Raw genomic sequence first — 17,767 nt, 5'->3', positions numbered from 1 at the left:
GCGATATTCAGGTGTTGTTCAAAGCAGTCAGCTAGGCGATCAATATTACTTTCGATAATAGCTGCATATTCCAGTGCTTCAACATGGGCGATACCTGCCCACGCAAGGAGTTCGTTGCGGGTCTCGCTCTCATCAAACAGGCCGTGTAAATAACTGCCAATGATTTGACCATCGTCGCTAACACATCCATCTCTATGGCTACCCAAATATGCGAACGGCTTATCTAGGGCGGGGCCACTGCTGATGCCAGCGTGGATTTCATAACCGCTTATCTTCGCCTTGCTGGCACTTAACTGTCCTTTTACCTGACGTAGGGTTTTGTCGCTACTAATGGTGGTTTCCATGTCTAGAAAACCCAAGCCTTGACTGGAACCGGCGTCGCCTTCAATGCCTCGTGGGTCGTGTATGGCCTTGCCCAGCATTTGAAAGCCGCCACAAATGCCCAACACTTTGCCACCGTAGCGCAGGTGTCTATTGATGTCGGCATCCCAGTTATTGCTGCGCAAATAATCCAGATCGCGGCGTGTACTTTTGCTGCCCGGAATAATAATCAGATCGCAGGGGGGAATGCTTTCACCCTTGCCAATAAAACAGAGGTCGACTTGGGGGTGAAGTCGCAGTACGTCAAAGTCGGTATGGTTGCTTATGCGGGTAAGCACGGGCACCACCACTTTAATCGCTTTCTCGTCGAGTTGCTGGCGGCTATCTATGGCGTCTTCAGCTTCGAGGTACAGATCGTGAATATAGGGCACCACGCCAAGCACTTTTTTGCCGGTGCGTTCTTCCAGCCAGTCGAGACCAGATTGCAGCAGACTAATATCGCCACGAAAGCGATTGATTATAAAACCCTTTACCCGTGCTTGTTCAGTTGCCGAGAGTAAGTCTAAGGTGCCAACGAGGTGGGCAAAGACGCCGCCGCGATCAATATCGGCGACAATGACGACGGGGCAATCCACCGCTTCAGCAAAGCCCATATTGGCAATATCGTTGGCGCGTAAATTAATTTCTGCCGGGCTGCCTGCACCTTCTACTACCACGACCTCATACTGCTCGCAGAGTCGTTTATGCGATTCTAATACCGCGCTCATGGCGCGTTTTTTATAGGCGTGATAATCCTGCGCTTCCATATTTCTCAGGGCTTTGCCGTGAATAATAACCTGCGCACCGGTGTCACTATTGGGCTTGAGAAGTACCGGATTCATATCGGTATGTGGTGCTAACCCGCAGGCTTGGGCTTGAACGGCTTGGGCGCGACCAATCTCACCACCCTCCAGAGTCACCGCGCTATTGAGCGCCATATTTTGCGGTTTGAACGGTGCCACTCGTAAACCACGGCGCTTAAAGACGCGGCACAAGCCAGCTACCGTGACACTCTTGCCCGCGTCTGAGGTGGTGCCTTGAATCATCAATGTTAGGGTCATGGTTTTGGTCGTCGAGGTTAAAGGTTTATTGATCTTGCCCGCCCTCATGCATGATCAGTGCGTCCAAATTTCTTCGCGTGCCTCAGACTTCTGGCTCTAGCATGGGCGGGGATAGGAAGCCTTCACGGGGCGCCGGCCCTGTTGCTGAGCGGTACAAAATACGACTGACCATCGCTGGTGATTTTACTGAGTGCTTGGTCATAAAGACGCTCCAGCGCCGTGATCGAAAGCATGGTGTCGGCATCGCCCCAGCAAGCCTCGCCGTTGGCGTAGAGCAGCAGAATTTTGTCACACCAGTGCGCGGCTATATTCAAATCGTGTAGACACAGAATAACGCCGCAGCCGGCATCCGCTTGCTCTGCCAGCAAGCTCATAATTTGTACTTGATGCTTTAAATCTAGGTGGTTACTGGGCTCGTCGGCCAGCCAAAGTTTGGGGCTTTGACACAGGGCGGTAGCAATGGCTAGGCGCTGACGTTCGCCACCAGAAAGGGTGCTGACTAGGCGGTGTTCTAAATCTGCTAATTCTAATTTTTGCAGGGCATCGCGGGCGATAGCAAGGTCGTCTAAGGTTTCAATATCCCAGGGTGAAATAAACGGGTGGCGACCGATCATGGCGGTTTCTAAGACCGTAGCGGGAAAGCCGTCGCCGCCGTTTTGAAATACCACTGCCAGCTGTTGGGCAACGTATTTACGGCGTATATGCTGAATATTCTTTGCGTTTAATGCCACTTCGCCATCGCGGGGTTTTCGCAGTCCGGCAAGGGTGTGCAATAAGGTGGTTTTACCTGCGCCATTCGGGCCGAGGACGCCCCATATTTCACCGGCCTTAATCTCGAAGGACAGGGGTGTGCCGCTGCGACGTTCGGGTATGTCGATAACCAGATCTTTCGCCGTCAGCATTTTTAGCGGCTCCGGTGTAATAAATACAGGAAACTGGGTACACCAATAAGCGCGGTTATCACGCCGACAGGAAGTTGCTCGGGTGCGATTAAAGTCCGCGCCAAGGTGTCAGCTAAGGTGATTAGGGCGCCGCCGGCTAAGGCGGCGGCGGGCAGGATTAGCCGCTGATCATTGCCCAATACCAATCGCAACATATGGGGCACAATTAAACCGACAAAACCGATACTGCCAGCAGTTGTCACTGCAAACGCGGTGAGTAAACTGGCGGCAATATAAATAGTCCACTCCAATGGCCTAACTGCGACACCGAGTGCCGAGGCCTGCATCTGGCCGCGCGCTAAGACATTTAAGCTGCGGCCCAGTGGCAGCATCACCACTGAAATAATAGCCAGTACAAATAGGGCGGGCCAAGGTGAGCGTGCATAGGCTAGATCTCCCATAAGCCAATACAGCATACCGGGCAATTGGTCGCTGGGGCTCACCGCCAATATAAAGGTAATGGCTGCTCCCCAGCCCGAGGCGATAACGACGCCGGTGAGTAATAAGCGGGTGGGTGTCCAGCTACCGGTGCCGTGGGCAAGTCCAAATACGGTGACCGCTGATACCATCGCGCCGATAAATGCCGAGCCAGAAACGGCGGCGGCGCTTAAGCCACTTAGCATAGCCATTAGGGCGCCAACGGCGGCGCCACCAGATAAACCTAGAACGTAGGGGTCTGCCAGTGGATTGCGAAGCAATACTTGCATTAGAGCGCCAGCAACAGCGAGCAGTCCGCCCGCGGCAAAGGCTGATAATGCGCGGGGAAGACGTAATTCAAGTACCACGGTGCGGTGCAGCGGCTCGCCGCCGCCACTTAACACCTGCCAAAGTTCCTGATGTGATATGTGCACACTGCCGGTGGTGATCGCCAGCGCAATCGCCCCTAGCGTGAAGACAAATAATAGTAGCAGCGGCATAAAGAAAGTCGGCAAGGCGCTATTATTAGTGGGGGTGTTAACGGCGGCCACGAGCGGTTTCCAAATGTTCACAGAGCAGGGTGGTGCCTTGCAATAGGCGCGGCGTTGGACGCTGAATAGTTGACGGTGGAATAAAAAATAAATTATTGCGACGTACTGCAGTTAGACCGCTAAAGCGCTGCCAATCTGTTAGCCAATCGCGATTTTCCTCACCCATGCCACCGGCAATGATGGCCTCCGGATCGACAGCGAGTATTGCTTCGCTGTCGATCCGCGGGGTTAAACTTGGTAGTTTGCCAAACACATTAATTCCGCCGCAAATGCGGATTGCTTCGCTGATGATGTGTTCATTATTAACGGTCATCAGCGGGTTTGTCCAAATTTGTTGAAATACGCCAACCGGAGGCGCATCGCTGTAGCGTGACTTCAGAGTATTCACGCCGTGGCGGAATGCTGCCGCAGCAGTCTTGGCAGTGTCGGCGGTACCCGCGAGTGCACCGAAGCGCTCAAGGCTCGTGGCAACATCTTCAAAGGTGCGTAGTTCGCTTAAGTAAATAGGCATGCCGAGCATTTGCAGTTGTGACAATTGTTCGCTGGGGTTGCCGCTAAGCCAGCCGATGAGGAGATCGGGCTTTAAGGCTAGAATGGCTTCTTGATCAAAGCGGTTGTAACTACCAACACGTGGTAGTGTTTTGGCGGATTCCGGGTAGTCGCTAGAGCTGACAGTGGCGACTAACTTGTCGCCCGCACCGACGGCGTAAACTAGCTCGGTTGCGCCTGGTGATAATGCAATGATACGTTGCGCCGCTTTCGGTATGCATAGTTGTGCGCCACTATCGTCGCGCACACAAATATTTGCCTGCGCGTTTGAGCAAATTAGGATTGCACCTAATAGCAGGCTGATGATAGTAATTTGGTGGCGGCGAATTACCATGCCACGCCGTTGCGCGCTTTAATACTGTTGTGGAAAGTATGTTTTTGGTCGTCGATCATGGCCTTTTTGACTCGCATTCGCTGCTCGTGCTTTGCTTCTTCATCAAGCGTCATGATGGCTTCTGCTTGCTGCAAAGTATCGGCACCGCGCAAAGCACAGTGCCGACGTTGAAAGGGATAAATAATACCCTTATTTTGGTGTGTAGGTGATACTCATCATGGCCTCACGGCCAATGGAAACATAATCGCCGAAGCTAAAACTGCGCGCGCTGACATATTCTTTGTCGAAGATGTTTTTCAGCGCCAGCTGCAGCTTTACTTGCTCGTTCACTCGATAAAACACGGTGCTATCGACTAGGCCATAACCACTTAATTCGTCATTGTTAGCGGTGTCTTCATAGCGACTACTAACCAAACGCAGGCTGCCACTGACTCCCCAGTGCTGCCATTCACGAGCCACGTCGAGATTGGCTTGCTTGTCAGCGCGGCGTCGCAACTCTAAACCGGTGTTGGCGTCGGTGGCGTCTAAACGGGTGACGTTGGCGTCTATGCTCCACTGTTGGATAGTGCTTGAGATGCTGAACTCATAGCCTTTTATCTCTGCGCTTTCAATTTGATCTGGGCCAAAGGTGGCAGGGTTATATTGAATTAGCTTGTCGACATCATTTTCAAAACGGCCAACAGCCCAGCTACCCCAGCTCTGATCTCCTCGCAGTTCAAGCTCTATGTTTTCAGAGGTTTCCGGTTTTAAGGTCGGCACGCCGTAAAAGGGATAGTAGAGATCATTAAAGTTCGGCGCGTTATAGCCCTCTCCATAGGAGCCGATAAGTTTAATTTCAGCGCTGATGTCAAAACCCATTGAAAGGTTTTTAGTTTCGTTTTTGCCGAACTGATCGTTATCGTCTTTGCGGAAACCAACAAGTGCATCAACGACGCCGTAGTCGCCCTGCCACTGAATGTAGGCGGCTTTGTTGCCACGGCTTATTTCGCTGTAGCTGAGAGTGCTTTCTACGCGATCAAGCGTGCGCTCGGCGCCGACCGTAAGCACATGGTGTGCACCGAGCGTGAAATCGTTTTGCAGATTATAGATGCGCCGTTTGGTATCGAAGGTATCGCCACTTATCCCAGATGCAGCAGGGTCAACATATCGGTAATCGATGGTTGATTTATCCGCTGATTCACCGGCAGACAGAGTGAGTAGCCAGTTACTGAGCGGCAGAAATTTGCCGCGAATATTCGCGACACTGACTTCACCTTCGGTATATGGCGAGCATTCAAATTCGGTGAAGGCGCTATCGTAGCAGCTACCGTCGTAGTCAGCTTCGGTTTGGCTAGTTTGATAAAACGCGAATATTTCGGCGCGGTCACTCATTTTGTGACTGACGCTAACATTGATGGCCGTTTGCTCAAAACCATCTTTGTCACCGCTGACACCGGCTTTGCTTGAGGTGTGATCAATGCCATCGGTTTCTTCGCTTAAGACACTAATATTGGCTTGGGTTTGTTCATTACCACCGCTTACCGCGGCCACTATTTTGCGAGTGCCTTGGGTGCCAGCACCTACTTGCAGCACGGGTTGCAGGCCTTCGCCATCATGATATTTTCTGGTAATTATATTGATAACGCCGCCGATCGCTTCCGAGCCATAAAGACTGGAGCGTGAGCCGCGTACTATTTCCACCCGCTCAATCAGCTCGGGTGGCAGATTTGTCAGTGATGGGCTGCCGAGAGTTGCGGAGCCGATACGCACGCCGTCAATCATCACCAAAGTGTGATTACTTTTATTGCCGCGAAGAAACAGGCTGGTAGCGGCGCCGCGACCGCCGTTGCGGACAAAGCTAACCCCTACGGCGCGGGACAGTAACTCCTGTAAATCGGCTGGCTGAATACGTTCGATATCAGCGCGGTCAAACACGGTCACTGGCGCAAGAATATCTGCCACCGATTGCTCGGTGCGTGTTGCCGTGACCACGGTAGTTTCTATGTTAGATTCGTCAGCCGCAAAAAGCGGTGACGTTGCGATTGTGAATATACTGCCAGCAGCAGCAAGGGTAATTTTGTTCATGGTATGCCTCAGAGCTATAAAAGAAAGCAACGAGGGAGGGATAGGGGTTATATACAAGTATACGACCGCTGATGGAGCCCTCCGCTTCATCGGGTGAATCACAGTAGAGGCCGGTTCCGGGCTCGCTCGCTCTGTCATCTAGAGATTGCTTACCGTTGCGGGGGCAGCGTCGGCATTGCGGCGACTCGTGAGAGCGTTCGCGCACCTGACTTCCCGTTTAACTCTTTGCACCTTACTTTAGGAGCGCAGAGCACCTGCTACTTGGCGCGCACTTTAAGATGACGCCAGAGTATTGTCAAACTGAAAGCGGGGCCCAGCTTATATTTACTTAGACTTGGCTAGTGTTTGAGATACTCTTAATTTCTGTGAGCAGCTGCTTGTTTAACGGCACCTTGATATTGTGTTGGTCGGCGAGCTTGCAGAGATAACCGTTGATGGAGTCGATTTCGGTGTCGCGGCCGGCGCTTATATCTTGCAACATGGAGGTGCGATTAGCGGCGGTAGCGGTGGTAACATTGGCCACGTGTTCGTGAAGATCGTCTAGCCAATGTGAGAGACCGAGGGCGGCGCTGACCGCCAATATTTCATCGATGATTTCGTGCATTTGGGCGACGATTTCGGGCCTTGTTAACAGCTCACCGTTGCGGCAGCGATGAATCGCAGTGAGGGGGTTAACAACACAGTTTACCGCGAGTTTGCGCCATAAAACGGCGTCGATATTGTCGCAGAGATCCACTTTCAGCGGGGGGAACGATAGTGACTCAGCGAGCTGCGCGAGCGCCGCTTGTTGGTGCTTGTCGCTATTGACGGATGCGCCGATAAAGGTATGACCATGTCCCGCGTGAACGTATTCAAAATCGGATTGCCGATAGCAGCCTTCGGTAGTAGAGCCTTGCAATACGGTAGCCTGCGGAAATTCCCGCTGAATTTGCTCCGCAATACCAAGGCCGTTTTGAAGCAGTAGCAATATCGCGTGCTCGTCGATGTGCGGCTTTATAGCGTTTAAGGCGCCCAGCGTGTGCTGGGTCTTGGTGGTGATCAGCAATTTGTGAATGGGAGCTGCCACACTTTGCGGGTAATCCGCCGCTAACGGGCTGATAAGAGTTTGCCCTGCACTGATTAAGTGAGTGCCACCGTGTTGATGGTAGTTGTTTGCAGTGGCTTGATTACGCAGAATAAGGCGAATGTTTGCGCCTGCTTGGTAGCCGTATGTTGCCCACAGGCTGCCGATTGCGCCGGCGCCAAGAATATACAGAGGGTTTGCTAATGCGGGCTGTAAAGTGGATTTAAACATGGGTTGCCTTGGTGACGCCTTAGTTTTTTCCTAGATGCATTTTGTCGCTTAGCAGGGAATGCTAAACTGCGCCCCGCAACATAACAAAGGAAATTAGGCTATGCCAGCGTTTGATATTGTCTCAGAAGTCGATCTACACGTTTTTAGCAATGCGGTTGATCAGGCCGGCCGGGTTATTGAAACTCGTTTTGATTTTAAGGGTGTGGACGCGCGGTTTGAGCGCGACGCGCTGACTGTAACCATGTTCGCCGAGGCGGAGTTTCAGTTACAGCAAATGGAAGACCTGCTGCGCGCGGCCTTAATAAAGGTAAAGATCGATCCTCTAGCTATGGAATTAGCGGATGTGAAGGGTGCCGGCAAGCAAGTCAAGCAATTGGTTACTATGCAAAGCGGCCTGACCTCGGATGTCGCTCGCAAGATTATCAAGTTGATTAAAGAAAATAAAATCAAAGTACAAAGCCAGATTCAGGATGAGCAAGTACGGGTAACTGGCAAAAAACGCGATGATCTGCAGCAGGTAATGGCCTTGCTGCGAGCCGAAGAGCTTGATCAGCCTCTGCAGTTTACAAATTTTAGAGATTGATAGTCTTTAGGGAAAGCTCAATGCGCCTTCCGATGAGCATCGTAGCAATGGCAAGGTTGTCAATATGAGTAGTAATGTTGAGCGCGACGATTTGATCTGGTGGAGGCAGAAATCTGTCTGGATCATGATTTTTCTTGGTTTTTCTGCGGGCGTGCCCCTACTGCTAATTTTCTCCAGTTTGTCGCTTTGGCTAAGGGAGGCGGGTGTCAGCAAAGCTGAGGTTACCTACTTTAGTTGGGCGGCCTTGGGATTTTCCTTCAAGTTTGTTTGGGCACCTTTGGTTGATAAATTGCCGCTGCCTTTTCTTAGCGCGGCGATGGGTCGGCGGCGCAGCTGGCTGTTACTGTCGCAGTTGGGAGTGATTGCGGCTATTTGCATGATGGCCCTAACCGACCCCCAGCAGCAATTACAGATGATGGCTGTCGCCGCAGTATTACTGGGCTTTTCTGCGGCTACGCAGGATGTAGTTATCGACGCTTTTCGGATTGAATCAGCCGACGCTCGAATGCAGGCTCTGCTTTCGTCTACATATATTGCCGGTTATCGGATTGGTATGATTGCCGCAGGCGCGGGCGCACTGTATTTAGCGCAATTTTTTGGCAGCACCACCGATGTTTATCACTACGACGCCTGGCGCAATACCTATCTGTGTATGGCCGCAGTGATGGGGGTGGGCTTGCTTACTACCTTAGTGATTGCTGAGCCGGAGCTTGGTCTTAGTCCTTATACCTATCCCACTGGGGACTACTTGCGGTTTTTCTTTGGTTTTACCTTGTCGATATCAGCTTTTGTGGCGGTGCTGTTCTTGGTGCCGTCATCGCCGCATTGGTTTGACGGTGCAATGCAGTATCTGCTGAGTTTTACCTACGGCGCTTTGCGTTTGATTTTGGCGGCGGGTGCGGGGCTATTGGTGTTTCGCGTATTGACGGGACTTGGCTTTGTGAACGCCACTCTGGTGTCTGAGAGTTACACTCAACCGATCAATGACTTTATTAGGCGTTATGGCAGTCTGGCTGTATGGATATTACTGCTGATCGGCTTTTATCGAGTGTCAGATATTATCCTCGGGGTTATCGCCAATGTTTTTTATCAGGATATGGGTTACAGCAAAGATCAAATTGCCAGTGTGACCAAAATCTTTGGTGTACTGATGACGATTGTCGGCAGTTTTCTTGGCGGTTTTCTTACCCTTAAATTTGGCGTAATGCGGGTGCTGATGCTGGGGGCGATATTGGTCTCCCTGACTAATTTGATGTTTATGTGGCTGGCGGGGCTAGGGGTAGATATTGTCGCCCTAACGCTAGTGATCGCTGCCGATAATTTGAGTGGTGGTATCGCAGTTGCCGCTTTTATTGCCTGGCTATCCAGCCTAACGAATATTTCATTTACCGCTACCCAGTATGCTATTTTTAGCTCGATTATGACTTTATTTCCAAAGTTGTTGGGCGGATACTCTGGAACGGTAGTCGAATCTGTGGGTTACCCTCCTTTTTTCTTGTTGGCTAGTGCCATGGGTCTACCCGTCATTGCCCTAGTATGGTACCTAACAAAACGGCTTGGTAAGTTAGGCTAGTGGTGTGTACTCTTCGCGTTTTAATGCTCTTCATAATTAGTACGGCAGCAATATTTATTAAAAACCAAACCTTGATGCTATAGACGACGGCGCCGTGATCAGAGTAGGTGATAGTAAATGGTAAAATCTAAGTCCTTCCTTGGGCGCCTTTGTTATCACCATTGGCCAACGGCACTCGTTTTTTTGTGTTTGTTAATCCTGCATTACTTTCACGCGCTTTACGACTTATCCTACCTGCGTGATCAGGTGGCGGGCGGTCAGTGGTGGAGGCTTCTTAGCGGCCAATTTGTTCATAACAACAGCTCACATTTATTCTCTAATATGGCGGCGCTGTTATTGTGCAGATTCTTATTGGCGATCGTGTATACCGAGCGTGACTTCACTCTCAGTTTACTAAACTGTGCATTTATAACGGGGGTGTTAATTCATTTTTTATTGCCGTCATACGAGTATTATTTAGGGGTGTCGGCGGCACTTTATGGACTTTTGATTGCGGGTGCCTTGGCTATGTGGCCTAGACGCCCCTATGCGGGCGCGTCCTTGTTTGTGCTAATTATTGCTAAATTATCGCTAGATTATTTTGTGCCTGATTCAGTTGCCGCGGTGTCCGAGCGCATTGGCGTTCGGGTGGCTGTCGAGGCGCATTTTGTGGGCGTATTTGCTGGTGTGCTAGTCGGCGCAGGTCAATACGCACTGAGTTTAATCAGGCCAGCGACATTGCCGCCAAAATAAGTGACCTGATTCGTCGGCGCTGGACTCTGCAATTAAACGCCCTAATTGGCGCTCATAGCTCTCGCTATTCGGTGGCAGGCTGATTTTTCCGTTGCTGTTTACAATTCTGAACCAAGGTAGGCGGCTATTTTTAGGAAGTTGACCGAGTAGCCGGCCAACGTAGCGAGCGTGACCTGGTAGACCTGCCAGTTCAGCAACCTTGCCGTAGCTGCACAAACGCCCCGCTGGGACGCCGTGAATAACCGCGTAAATTTGTTGAATACTTTCCTGGTTCATATTATCCGTTAAATGACTTACTCGGCTTCTAAGTTGCGGGTACGCTCCCAGTAATCCTCATAAAAGAAATCAACTTCGCCAGTTTCTAGGGAATATTCCGCTCCAACAACCATTAGTTTACCGTCACTAATTAGCTTTTCGAGAGTGGGGGAGCCGCTGCTGAGATGCTCTACCGAGGTTCTTACATTGGCCCGCACACACTGCTCAATTAGTGCTTTATAGTCGTGGCGTAATTCCGTGGAAAGTAGCGTTTCGACAGCTGGACGAATACGTTTAACGATCGAATGCAGATTCTGTGATGGGATTTTACTATTGCCGGTGAGGACGTCGACGGTGGCAGTAATAGCGCCGCAATTTGAATGACCTAAAACCACCACCAAGGGGGTGTTAAAACTTAAGGCGGCAAATTCAACGCTGCCGATTCCCGATGGCGCGACAACATTGCCGGCAACCCGGATAACGAACAAATCACCAAGGCCTTGATTGAAAACCAGTTCTGCGGGAACTCTAGCGTCAGAGCAGCCGAGCACGATGGCAAAGGGCGCTTGATTTTCGATAAGCTCTGGACGTTTATTATGGATAATAGTCGCGTAATCGCTGTTTACATTTTTGACAAAGCGGGCATTACCCTCTTTTAGTCTTGCGAGCGCTTCTTGAGCTGTGATCATGTATATATTACCGTTAATTGGACCATTGCTTATAGCCAGTCGCTAATGAGTACACCAATGCCAAAACTTTCAATGGCGTTGTTGTATTCAATCAGACTCTCTCCGTAGCCATTAAAATACTTTACGTAGGCCTTTACTCGCGAATTAATTGGAAAGCTCCAGCCTAGTTCAATAGCGCCTTTGTTCTCGCTGCGTAAATTATTGCGTAGCATGACGCTTAGTGTTCGCTTGTGCCACTGGTAAATACCCATCCACTCAAAATGGCCTAGGTATTTCTCGATGTCTGGGTTGTCATCGTCTGCCGCTGACTCCGGTAGTCGATACCAAGGTTTGAAAGACATCGCAAAGCGATCTCGCTCGAATACCATATTTAACATAATGCGATTCCAGCTGCGCGATAAAGGCTTGCCGCGGCCGTTGGATTGATGGTTGAAAACAAACTGATTTGCCACATTGCGCAAACCCATCAATTCCCAGTCATTGGTAAATGTGAGCATGAGCTCGGGTTCGTGGTTGGTTTCCCTGAACGGCGCGGACGCAGCGCTATTGTAGGCCTGCCAAAAAGATCGATTGGTGTAACCAACGCTTAGATAGCCATTATCCCTGTAAATCTCCTCCCACATGGTGAGCTTAATGCTGAGCTGAAATTCCAATTCTATGCTGTCCGGCTCGGCGCTATTATTGGCAAGGAAATCTGTGTAGTCGCCAAGGTCGTCGCGGTACGACACCGGGAGTATGTAATTGGTCCGATGCGGTGTTAGCACAAATGGATTGTTGGTGGTGAAGCGTTCCAAGGCGAAGCGCTCTTCGATCACACCGCTGCGGCGGTCGGTACCTTGTAATTTCTCTCGGCCTGCTTCATAGCTTATTTCCGCGCTTGCCGAAGCTGCCGTCGATGCCTCACAAAAACTGCGCAACTCGCCAACCGTGGTGGAGTCAGCGAACGATTGTGCGGCCAGCTGCAGGCATTCAGCGACCTTATCGCTGGTTTGTGCATGACTTTGATTTACGCAGAACAGGCTGGCATAAAGCCATAGCAGAGCCAAGTGGTTGCCTAATCGCATTATACTTATTGTCTCTCTGTTGCTAGTTTTGGCAGGCGCAATTATAAACCAAACTAGGGTATTGTGATGGAGTTTTTATACCCAGTTACCTAAGGGGCGTCTCCGCTGGTTACAGCCGCTTGAATTTGCCGCTGAGCCCCCAATATCTCAATAACCGCTGAGCTAAGTGAGTCCCTGATGCGATTTTTGTTCTTAATATTTGTTGGCCTACCGATTATTGAAATGTGGCTGCTGCTTAAAATTGGCGCAGTTATTGGCCCGCTACCCACGATCGCTATGGTGGTGACCACGGCGGTAATCGGTGCCGCGCTTCTTAAACAGCAGGGTTTGGATACCTTAACGCGCGCCCAGCAGCGTATGAGTTCCGGTCAGGTGCCTGCCACAGAGATTTTAGAGGGGCTGATGTTAGCTGTGGGTGGCGCGCTGCTTCTCACTCCCGGCTTTGTCACCGATGCCATCGGTTTTGTGTGCTTGATTGCTCCCTTGCGCAGAATGCTTGTTGCCGCGCTGATTAAGCGGGGTGTGATGCAGGTGCAGGCGAATCAGTTCGGCGGCGGTCCCAGTCCTTTTGGCACTACCAATCAAGAGTTTGGGACGGGACCCGATTCTCGCACCCAAGATATCCCCGCTGAAGATCGCTCTATTGATCCGGTCATCATCGAAGGCGAGTATAAAAAAGAAGAATAATTTTTTGCGGCCGCTCTTGAAATGTTTTCTGTGATCCCCATTTACAGGACAGCCCACGGTGACTTAGTGACTACACTTGGTTTTCCCAGTTGAAACATAAGCATGTTTCAGTCCGTATGAAAGGGGGTTCAGGTCAAAGCACTGTAGATTGCGAGATTCTTAGGGATTTGGGCTGATGCCGGTTTAACCGGTTAAAATAAATTCTAAATCATTGATTTAATGGAGATTGATAAAAATGAAAATTCGTCCGTTATACGATCGTGTTGTTATCCGTCGTAAGGAAGAAGAAAAAACTAGTGCGGGCGGTATCGTTTTGCCTGGTTCAGCAAAAGAAAAGCCGAATCAAGGCGAAGTACTGGCGATCGGCGATGGTAAGTTGCTGGAGAGCGGTGAATTACGTCCGGTTGGCGTAAAAGTGGGCGAGCTGGTTATTTTTGGTCAGTACTCTGGTAGTGCAATAAAAATCGATGGCGAAGAGCTGATCGTGCTGAGTGAATCAGAAATCTTTGGTGTGGTAGAAGCTTAATTTCCAAGCAAAGTTTCTTTTAAATCAACGAACTAGTTAATAAAAGGGTTATACGATCATGGCAGCAAAAGACGTAGTATTCGGTAATGAGGCACGCCAGCGCATGGTGGCTGGTGTCAATATTCTGGCAAACGCCGTTAAGGTCACTTTAGGCCCTAAAGGCCGTAACGTTGTGCTTGAAAAATCATACGGTGCGCCAACTATCACTAAAGATGGTGTATCTGTAGCGAAAGAAATTGAGCTTGAAGACCGTCTTGAAAACATGGGCGCGCAAATGGTGAAAGAAGTTGCTTCGCGCGCTTCTGACGATGCCGGTGATGGCACAACTACTGCAACTGTTCTAGCTCAGGCAATTGTGAATGAAGGTTTGAAATCTGTTGCTGCTGGCATGAATCCAATGGATATCAAACGCGGCATCGATAAGGCAATTGCAGCTGCTGTTGCTGAAGTCAAAAAACTGGCTAGCCCGTGCTCTGATACTAAAGCGATTGCGCAGGTAGGTACTATCTCTGCCAATAGCGACGCAAACATCGGTGACATCATTGCTGAAGCAATGGAAAAAGTTGGTAAAGAAGGCGTTATTACTGTTGAAGAAGGTCAGGGCCTAGAAAACGAGTTAGAAGTTGTTGAAGGTATGCAGTTCGACCGCGGTTACTTGTCACCTTACTTCGTTAACAACACTGAAAATATGAGTGTTGAGCACGACAGCCCATTCATTCTGTTGGCCGACAAGAAAGTCTCTAATATTCGTGAATTGCTGCCCTTACTTGAGCAGGTCGCTAAATCTAGCCGTCCGCTGATTATTGTTGCAGAAGACGTTGAAGGCGAAGCACTGGCCACTCTGGTTGTTAATACCATGCGCGGCATCGTTAAAGTTGCTGCCTGTAAAGCACCCGGTTTTGGTGATCGTCGCAAAGCAATGTTGCAAGACCTTGCAATTCTGACTGGCGGCACCGTTATTTCTGAAGAAGTGGGTCTAGATCTTGAGCAAGTGACTCTTGAGCACCTTGGTACCGCTAAGCGCGTGACTATGGATAAAGACAACACTGTGATTGTTGATGGCGCTGGCGAAGCCGCTGCTATTCAGGCGCGTGTTGGCGAGATCCGCACTCAGATCGAAAACACCAGTTCTGACTACGATCGTGAGAAACTCCAAGAGCGCGTAGCTAAATTAGCTGGTGGTGTTGCGGTTATCAAGGTTGGCGCAGCCACTGAAATGGAAATGAAAGAGAAAAAAGCCCGCGTTGAAGATGCGTTACACGCAACTCGTGCTGCGGTTGAAGAAGGCGTAGTTCCCGGTGGTGGTGTTGCTTTGGTTCGTGCTGTTTCTAATATTGGTCTTATTGAAGGCGACAACTTGGATCAAACCGCAGGTATCAATGCGGCCTTGCGTGCACTGGAAGCGCCAATGCGTCAAATCGTTGCCAACGCTGGTGATGAAGCATCTGTTGTTCTGGATAAGGTTCGCAAAGGAACTGGTAACTTCGGTTACAACGCTGCGACTGGTGAATACGGCGATATGATGGAAATGGGTATTCTTGACCCTGCCAAAGTAACGCGTACTGCGCTGCAAGCAGCGGGTTCGGTTGCTGGTCTAATCATCACAACTGAGTGCATGATTGCTGATGCGCCTAAGTCTGATCAAGGCGGCAGCATGCCTGATATGGGCGGCGGTATGGGTGGTATGGGTGGTATGGGCGGCATGATGTAATTTAGCCTCGTTCGCCTTAAAACCCCGCTTCGGCGGGGTTTTTTTATGCCTTAACTTTTAGTCTCCTCGGATTCGCCAACTGACAAGCAGCCTAAGTTTGAACTGCTGTGCTCAGGCATAAATTGTATGATATTGTCATAGAATTTGAAAAACGTGTATTAGCTGAGTCTTGACTAAACGCAGCGAAACACCGTTCAAACCATAAATGATAAGTTTTCAGGTGCCCCTCATGTCCGTTAGTCGTTATTTATTACTCTTAATAGCTGTTGTAGCCTTATCGGCTTGCGGTGGTGATTCTGTCTCAGGCACAGGATCTGTCGGTTCACCGACAGATGTTGGCGGGGGCGGAAGTTCGACCCAAGATACTGATTTTGATGGCATAGCGAACGATGTCGACAATTGTCCTCAAAATAGCAACCCGGGGCAGGAAAATGCCGACCTCGATGACCTAGGCGACGTCTGTGATCCAGACGCCGACAATGATGGCGTACCAAACGGCAGCGATAACTGCCCGGTCGCAGCGAATACCGATCAAGCGGATTCAGACGAGGATTTTATTGGTGACGACTGTGATGACGAAAATAATAGCGGTAACGGCGACGGGGGCGATCAGCCATCAGATACCGATATGGACGGTATTGCGGATACCGATGACAATTGCCTGATTGACTCTAACCCAGGTCAGGCCGACGCAGACACCGACGGTGTCGGTGATGCCTGTGATGACGATGCCGATAATGATGGGGTGGATAACGCCGGTGATAATTGCCCTGCGAATGCCAACCTAGATCAGCAAGATATTGATGGGGACGGCATTGGCGATGTCTGCGATTCGCAGGATGATCGCGATACCGACGGTGATGGCGTAATAGAAGCTAATGACAACTGCCCCGCGCTCGCCAATACCAACCAGCAAGATTTAGATGGCGATGCGATTGGCGACGCCTGCGATCCAGAAGATAACCGCGACAGCGATGGTGATAATGTTGGTAATGAGTCTGACTTATGTGCAGACACCGCCGTGGGCGAGAGTGCAGACGGCAACGGCTGCGCAGTGAATCAAACCAATGCCTCATGCGGCGACAGCTTTGCCAGCGTGACGGCAAATCGTCACTATCAAGTAAACCTCGTATCGGCCAGCGGCGAAAATATCAGCTTTGAAGTGTTTGAGCCGGCTGAAATAAATTGTGGTCAGCGCGCTTTAGGTGCACACCCCTTAGTGCTTCATAGCCATGGTTTCGGTGGCGCGCGCGTCAGTGATACCGGCAGCGGATATACGGGTAATGCCCTCGATAGATTGGTTGCTGGGGGATACCCGGTAATTAGTATCGATTTGCGCGGTTTTGGCGACAGCGGCGGCACCGTAAGGGTGATGGACCCTGAATTTGAAGGTCTGGATTTGCTGCAGGTCTTGGACTGGGCCGAGGTCAATCTCGATTACTTAGCTTGGCGTGACGAAAGCACCGGCGAATTAGCAGCGCGCCCAGAAATGCCAGTGAGTGTTGCTGGTGGCGTGAACTTACTGACTGGTTCGGTGGGTTCAAGCTATGGCGGTGGCTATCAAATGCTGATTCACGGCGTTGATGAAAAGCAACGCCTAGATGCGATGGTTCCTGATATTACTTGGCATAACCTTCCTTATAGCCTTAATCAGGGTGATGTTGTTAAATCTGCGTGGTCCCTATTGCTGGTGGCCGGCGGCACGGCCGGTAGTTATCAGCCCGGCTTGGAAAATCAGGAATCGCCGCTGGCGCGAGGTCTTGATCCCTTTGTACTAGAAATCTTGGCCCGCGGCGTGGCGACTAACGAGTTTCCCCGTGACGCGCTGGACTGGTTTGCCTATCACAGCCCGCGTTATTGGTGCGGCCTGAATGGTCAGGCGACCATGCCATACAGCGTCGCCGCAAGTGCTTTGAACAATAATATCAGCAGTGAGTTTAACGAAGTGCCCGGTAGCAATACTTACACTGGCCAGCCTGGTGTGGATATTTTACTTACCCAAGGTATCCGCGACACCCTGTTTAATTTTAACGAGGCATGGTGGAATTTTCAGTGCTTGAACGAGCGGGCGGCGGCAACGGGCCACGAAGTTCGTATGCTGACCCATGAAAGTGGGCATATTATTTCCGGCTTTGTTCCTGAAAGCCCAGATCCACTTTATTTTCAAGCGCCAGGTGGTAAGTTTGCCTGTGGCGATATAAATCAGCGCGATGCGACGATTGCCTGGCTAGATGAAAAGCTCCGAGGTTTGCCGGCCGCTCCTTATCTCAGTGGTGAAAACGCAATTTGTACATCACTCGCGGATGACGATGCAGTGATGATTCCAATATCACAATTTAAGGCGCGGCGTTCTGTTAATGACACAACGGCGGTGAC

The 17,767-nt window shown here is 50.5% G+C and carries 17 protein-coding genes and 1 riboswitch; of the genes, 7 read left to right on the top strand and 10 right to left on the bottom strand.

The annotated features are described in order from the left end of the window. The 7 genes from ACI955_RS16330 to ACI955_RS16300 all read right to left on the bottom strand — a co-directional run. Positions 1-1,421: cobyric acid synthase (locus ACI955_RS16330; RefSeq protein ID WP_415244807.1), on the bottom strand; the 1,421-nt coding region annotated here is incomplete at its 3' end. Between the two features lie 122 nt (positions 1,422-1,543). After that, on the bottom strand, positions 1,544-2,323 hold the full coding sequence (locus tag ACI955_RS16325) for an ABC transporter ATP-binding protein (RefSeq protein WP_415244806.1): 780 nt from the start codon (positions 2,321-2,323) through the stop codon (positions 1,544-1,546). Positions 2,324-2,325: 2 nt separating this feature from the next. Next, positions 2,326-3,330, bottom strand: coding sequence for a FecCD family ABC transporter permease (locus ACI955_RS16320; protein ID WP_415244805.1), 1,005 nt, complete (start codon positions 3,328-3,330; stop codon positions 2,326-2,328). Then, a complete protein-coding gene (locus ACI955_RS16315; RefSeq protein ID WP_415244804.1) occupies positions 3,317-4,213 on the bottom strand; it encodes a cobalamin-binding protein in 897 nt (298 codons plus the stop codon). The genes ACI955_RS16320 and ACI955_RS16315 overlap by 14 nt, the downstream gene beginning before the upstream one ends. After that, the gene (locus ACI955_RS16310) at positions 4,207-4,347 is read right to left on the bottom strand and encodes a hypothetical protein (protein ID WP_415244803.1); all 141 of its coding nucleotides are present in this window, start codon (positions 4,345-4,347) and stop codon (positions 4,207-4,209) included. Before ACI955_RS16310 ends, ACI955_RS16315 begins: the two co-directional genes overlap by 7 nt. A gap of 55 nt (positions 4,348-4,402) precedes the next feature. Further along, positions 4,403-6,277, bottom strand: a complete 1,875-nt coding sequence (locus ACI955_RS16305) for a TonB-dependent receptor domain-containing protein (protein ID WP_415244802.1) — start codon at positions 6,275-6,277, stop codon at positions 4,403-4,405. Between the two features lie 90 nt (positions 6,278-6,367). Then, a riboswitch (cobalamin riboswitch) is annotated at positions 6,368-6,550 on the bottom strand. A 55-nt stretch (positions 6,551-6,605) separates the two neighbouring features. After that, positions 6,606-7,571 (bottom strand): ketopantoate reductase family protein, encoded by a 966-nt coding sequence (locus tag ACI955_RS16300; RefSeq protein ID WP_415244801.1) that lies wholly within the window; start codon positions 7,569-7,571, stop codon positions 6,606-6,608. A gap of 100 nt (positions 7,572-7,671) precedes the next feature. On the opposite strand from ACI955_RS16300, the gene ACI955_RS16295 reads away from it, so the two are divergent. The 3 genes from ACI955_RS16295 to rrtA all read left to right on the top strand — a co-directional run bounded on the left by ACI955_RS16295 (position 7,672) and on the right by rrtA (position 10,459). Beyond that, entirely contained in the window at positions 7,672-8,154 is a 483-nt protein-coding gene (locus ACI955_RS16295; RefSeq protein ID WP_368377291.1) for a YajQ family cyclic di-GMP-binding protein, read from the top strand. 64 nt (positions 8,155-8,218) lie between these two features. Then, positions 8,219-9,727 carry an AmpG family muropeptide MFS transporter gene (locus tag ACI955_RS16290; RefSeq protein ID WP_415244800.1) on the top strand — a complete coding sequence of 503 codons (1,509 nt, stop codon included), beginning with the start codon at positions 8,219-8,221 and terminating at the stop codon, positions 9,725-9,727. Between the two features lie 117 nt (positions 9,728-9,844). Beyond that, complete coding sequence (gene rrtA, locus ACI955_RS16285; protein WP_415244799.1) at positions 9,845-10,459, top strand: rhombosortase; 615 nt, start codon at positions 9,845-9,847, stop codon at positions 10,457-10,459. Here the strand turns inward: rrtA and ACI955_RS16280 are convergent. The 3 genes from ACI955_RS16280 to ACI955_RS16270 are packed head-to-tail and all read right to left on the bottom strand — an operon-like array spanning position 10,427 to position 12,467. After that, the gene (locus ACI955_RS16280) at positions 10,427-10,735 is read right to left on the bottom strand and encodes an MGMT family protein (RefSeq protein WP_415244798.1); all 309 of its coding nucleotides are present in this window, start codon (positions 10,733-10,735) and stop codon (positions 10,427-10,429) included. The genes rrtA and ACI955_RS16280 overlap by 33 nt on opposite strands. Positions 10,736-10,752: 17 nt before the next feature. Continuing rightward, positions 10,753-11,403, bottom strand: a complete 651-nt coding sequence (locus tag ACI955_RS16275) for a carbonic anhydrase (protein WP_415244797.1) — start codon at positions 11,401-11,403, stop codon at positions 10,753-10,755. Positions 11,404-11,432: 29 nt separating this feature from the next. After that, positions 11,433-12,467 (bottom strand): phospholipase A, encoded by a 1,035-nt coding sequence (locus tag ACI955_RS16270; RefSeq protein WP_415244796.1) that lies wholly within the window; start codon positions 12,465-12,467, stop codon positions 11,433-11,435. 177 nt (positions 12,468-12,644) lie between these two features. Here ACI955_RS16270 and ACI955_RS16265 point away from each other — a divergent pair, with 177 nt between their 5' ends. The 4 genes from ACI955_RS16265 to ACI955_RS16250 form a co-directional block, all read left to right on the top strand. Further along, on the top strand, positions 12,645-13,154 hold the full coding sequence (locus ACI955_RS16265; RefSeq protein ID WP_415244795.1) for an FxsA family protein: 510 nt from the start codon (positions 12,645-12,647) through the stop codon (positions 13,152-13,154). Between the two features lie 235 nt (positions 13,155-13,389). Continuing rightward, on the top strand, positions 13,390-13,680 hold the full coding sequence (locus ACI955_RS16260) for a co-chaperone GroES (protein ID WP_415244794.1): 291 nt from the start codon (positions 13,390-13,392) through the stop codon (positions 13,678-13,680). Between the two features lie 58 nt (positions 13,681-13,738). After that, entirely contained in the window at positions 13,739-15,391 is a 1,653-nt protein-coding gene (gene groL, locus ACI955_RS16255; RefSeq protein WP_415244793.1) for a chaperonin GroEL, read from the top strand. A gap of 229 nt (positions 15,392-15,620) precedes the next feature. Beyond that, a partial coding sequence (locus ACI955_RS16250; RefSeq protein ID WP_415244792.1) for a thrombospondin type 3 repeat-containing protein occupies positions 15,621-17,767 on the top strand: 2,147 nt, incomplete at its 3' end.

Source organism: Zhongshania sp. (genome assembly GCF_047636175.1).
Taxonomy (GTDB): Bacteria; Pseudomonadota; Gammaproteobacteria; order Pseudomonadales; family Spongiibacteraceae; genus Spongiibacter.
This window is presented reverse-complemented; position numbering and strand designations above follow the sequence as displayed.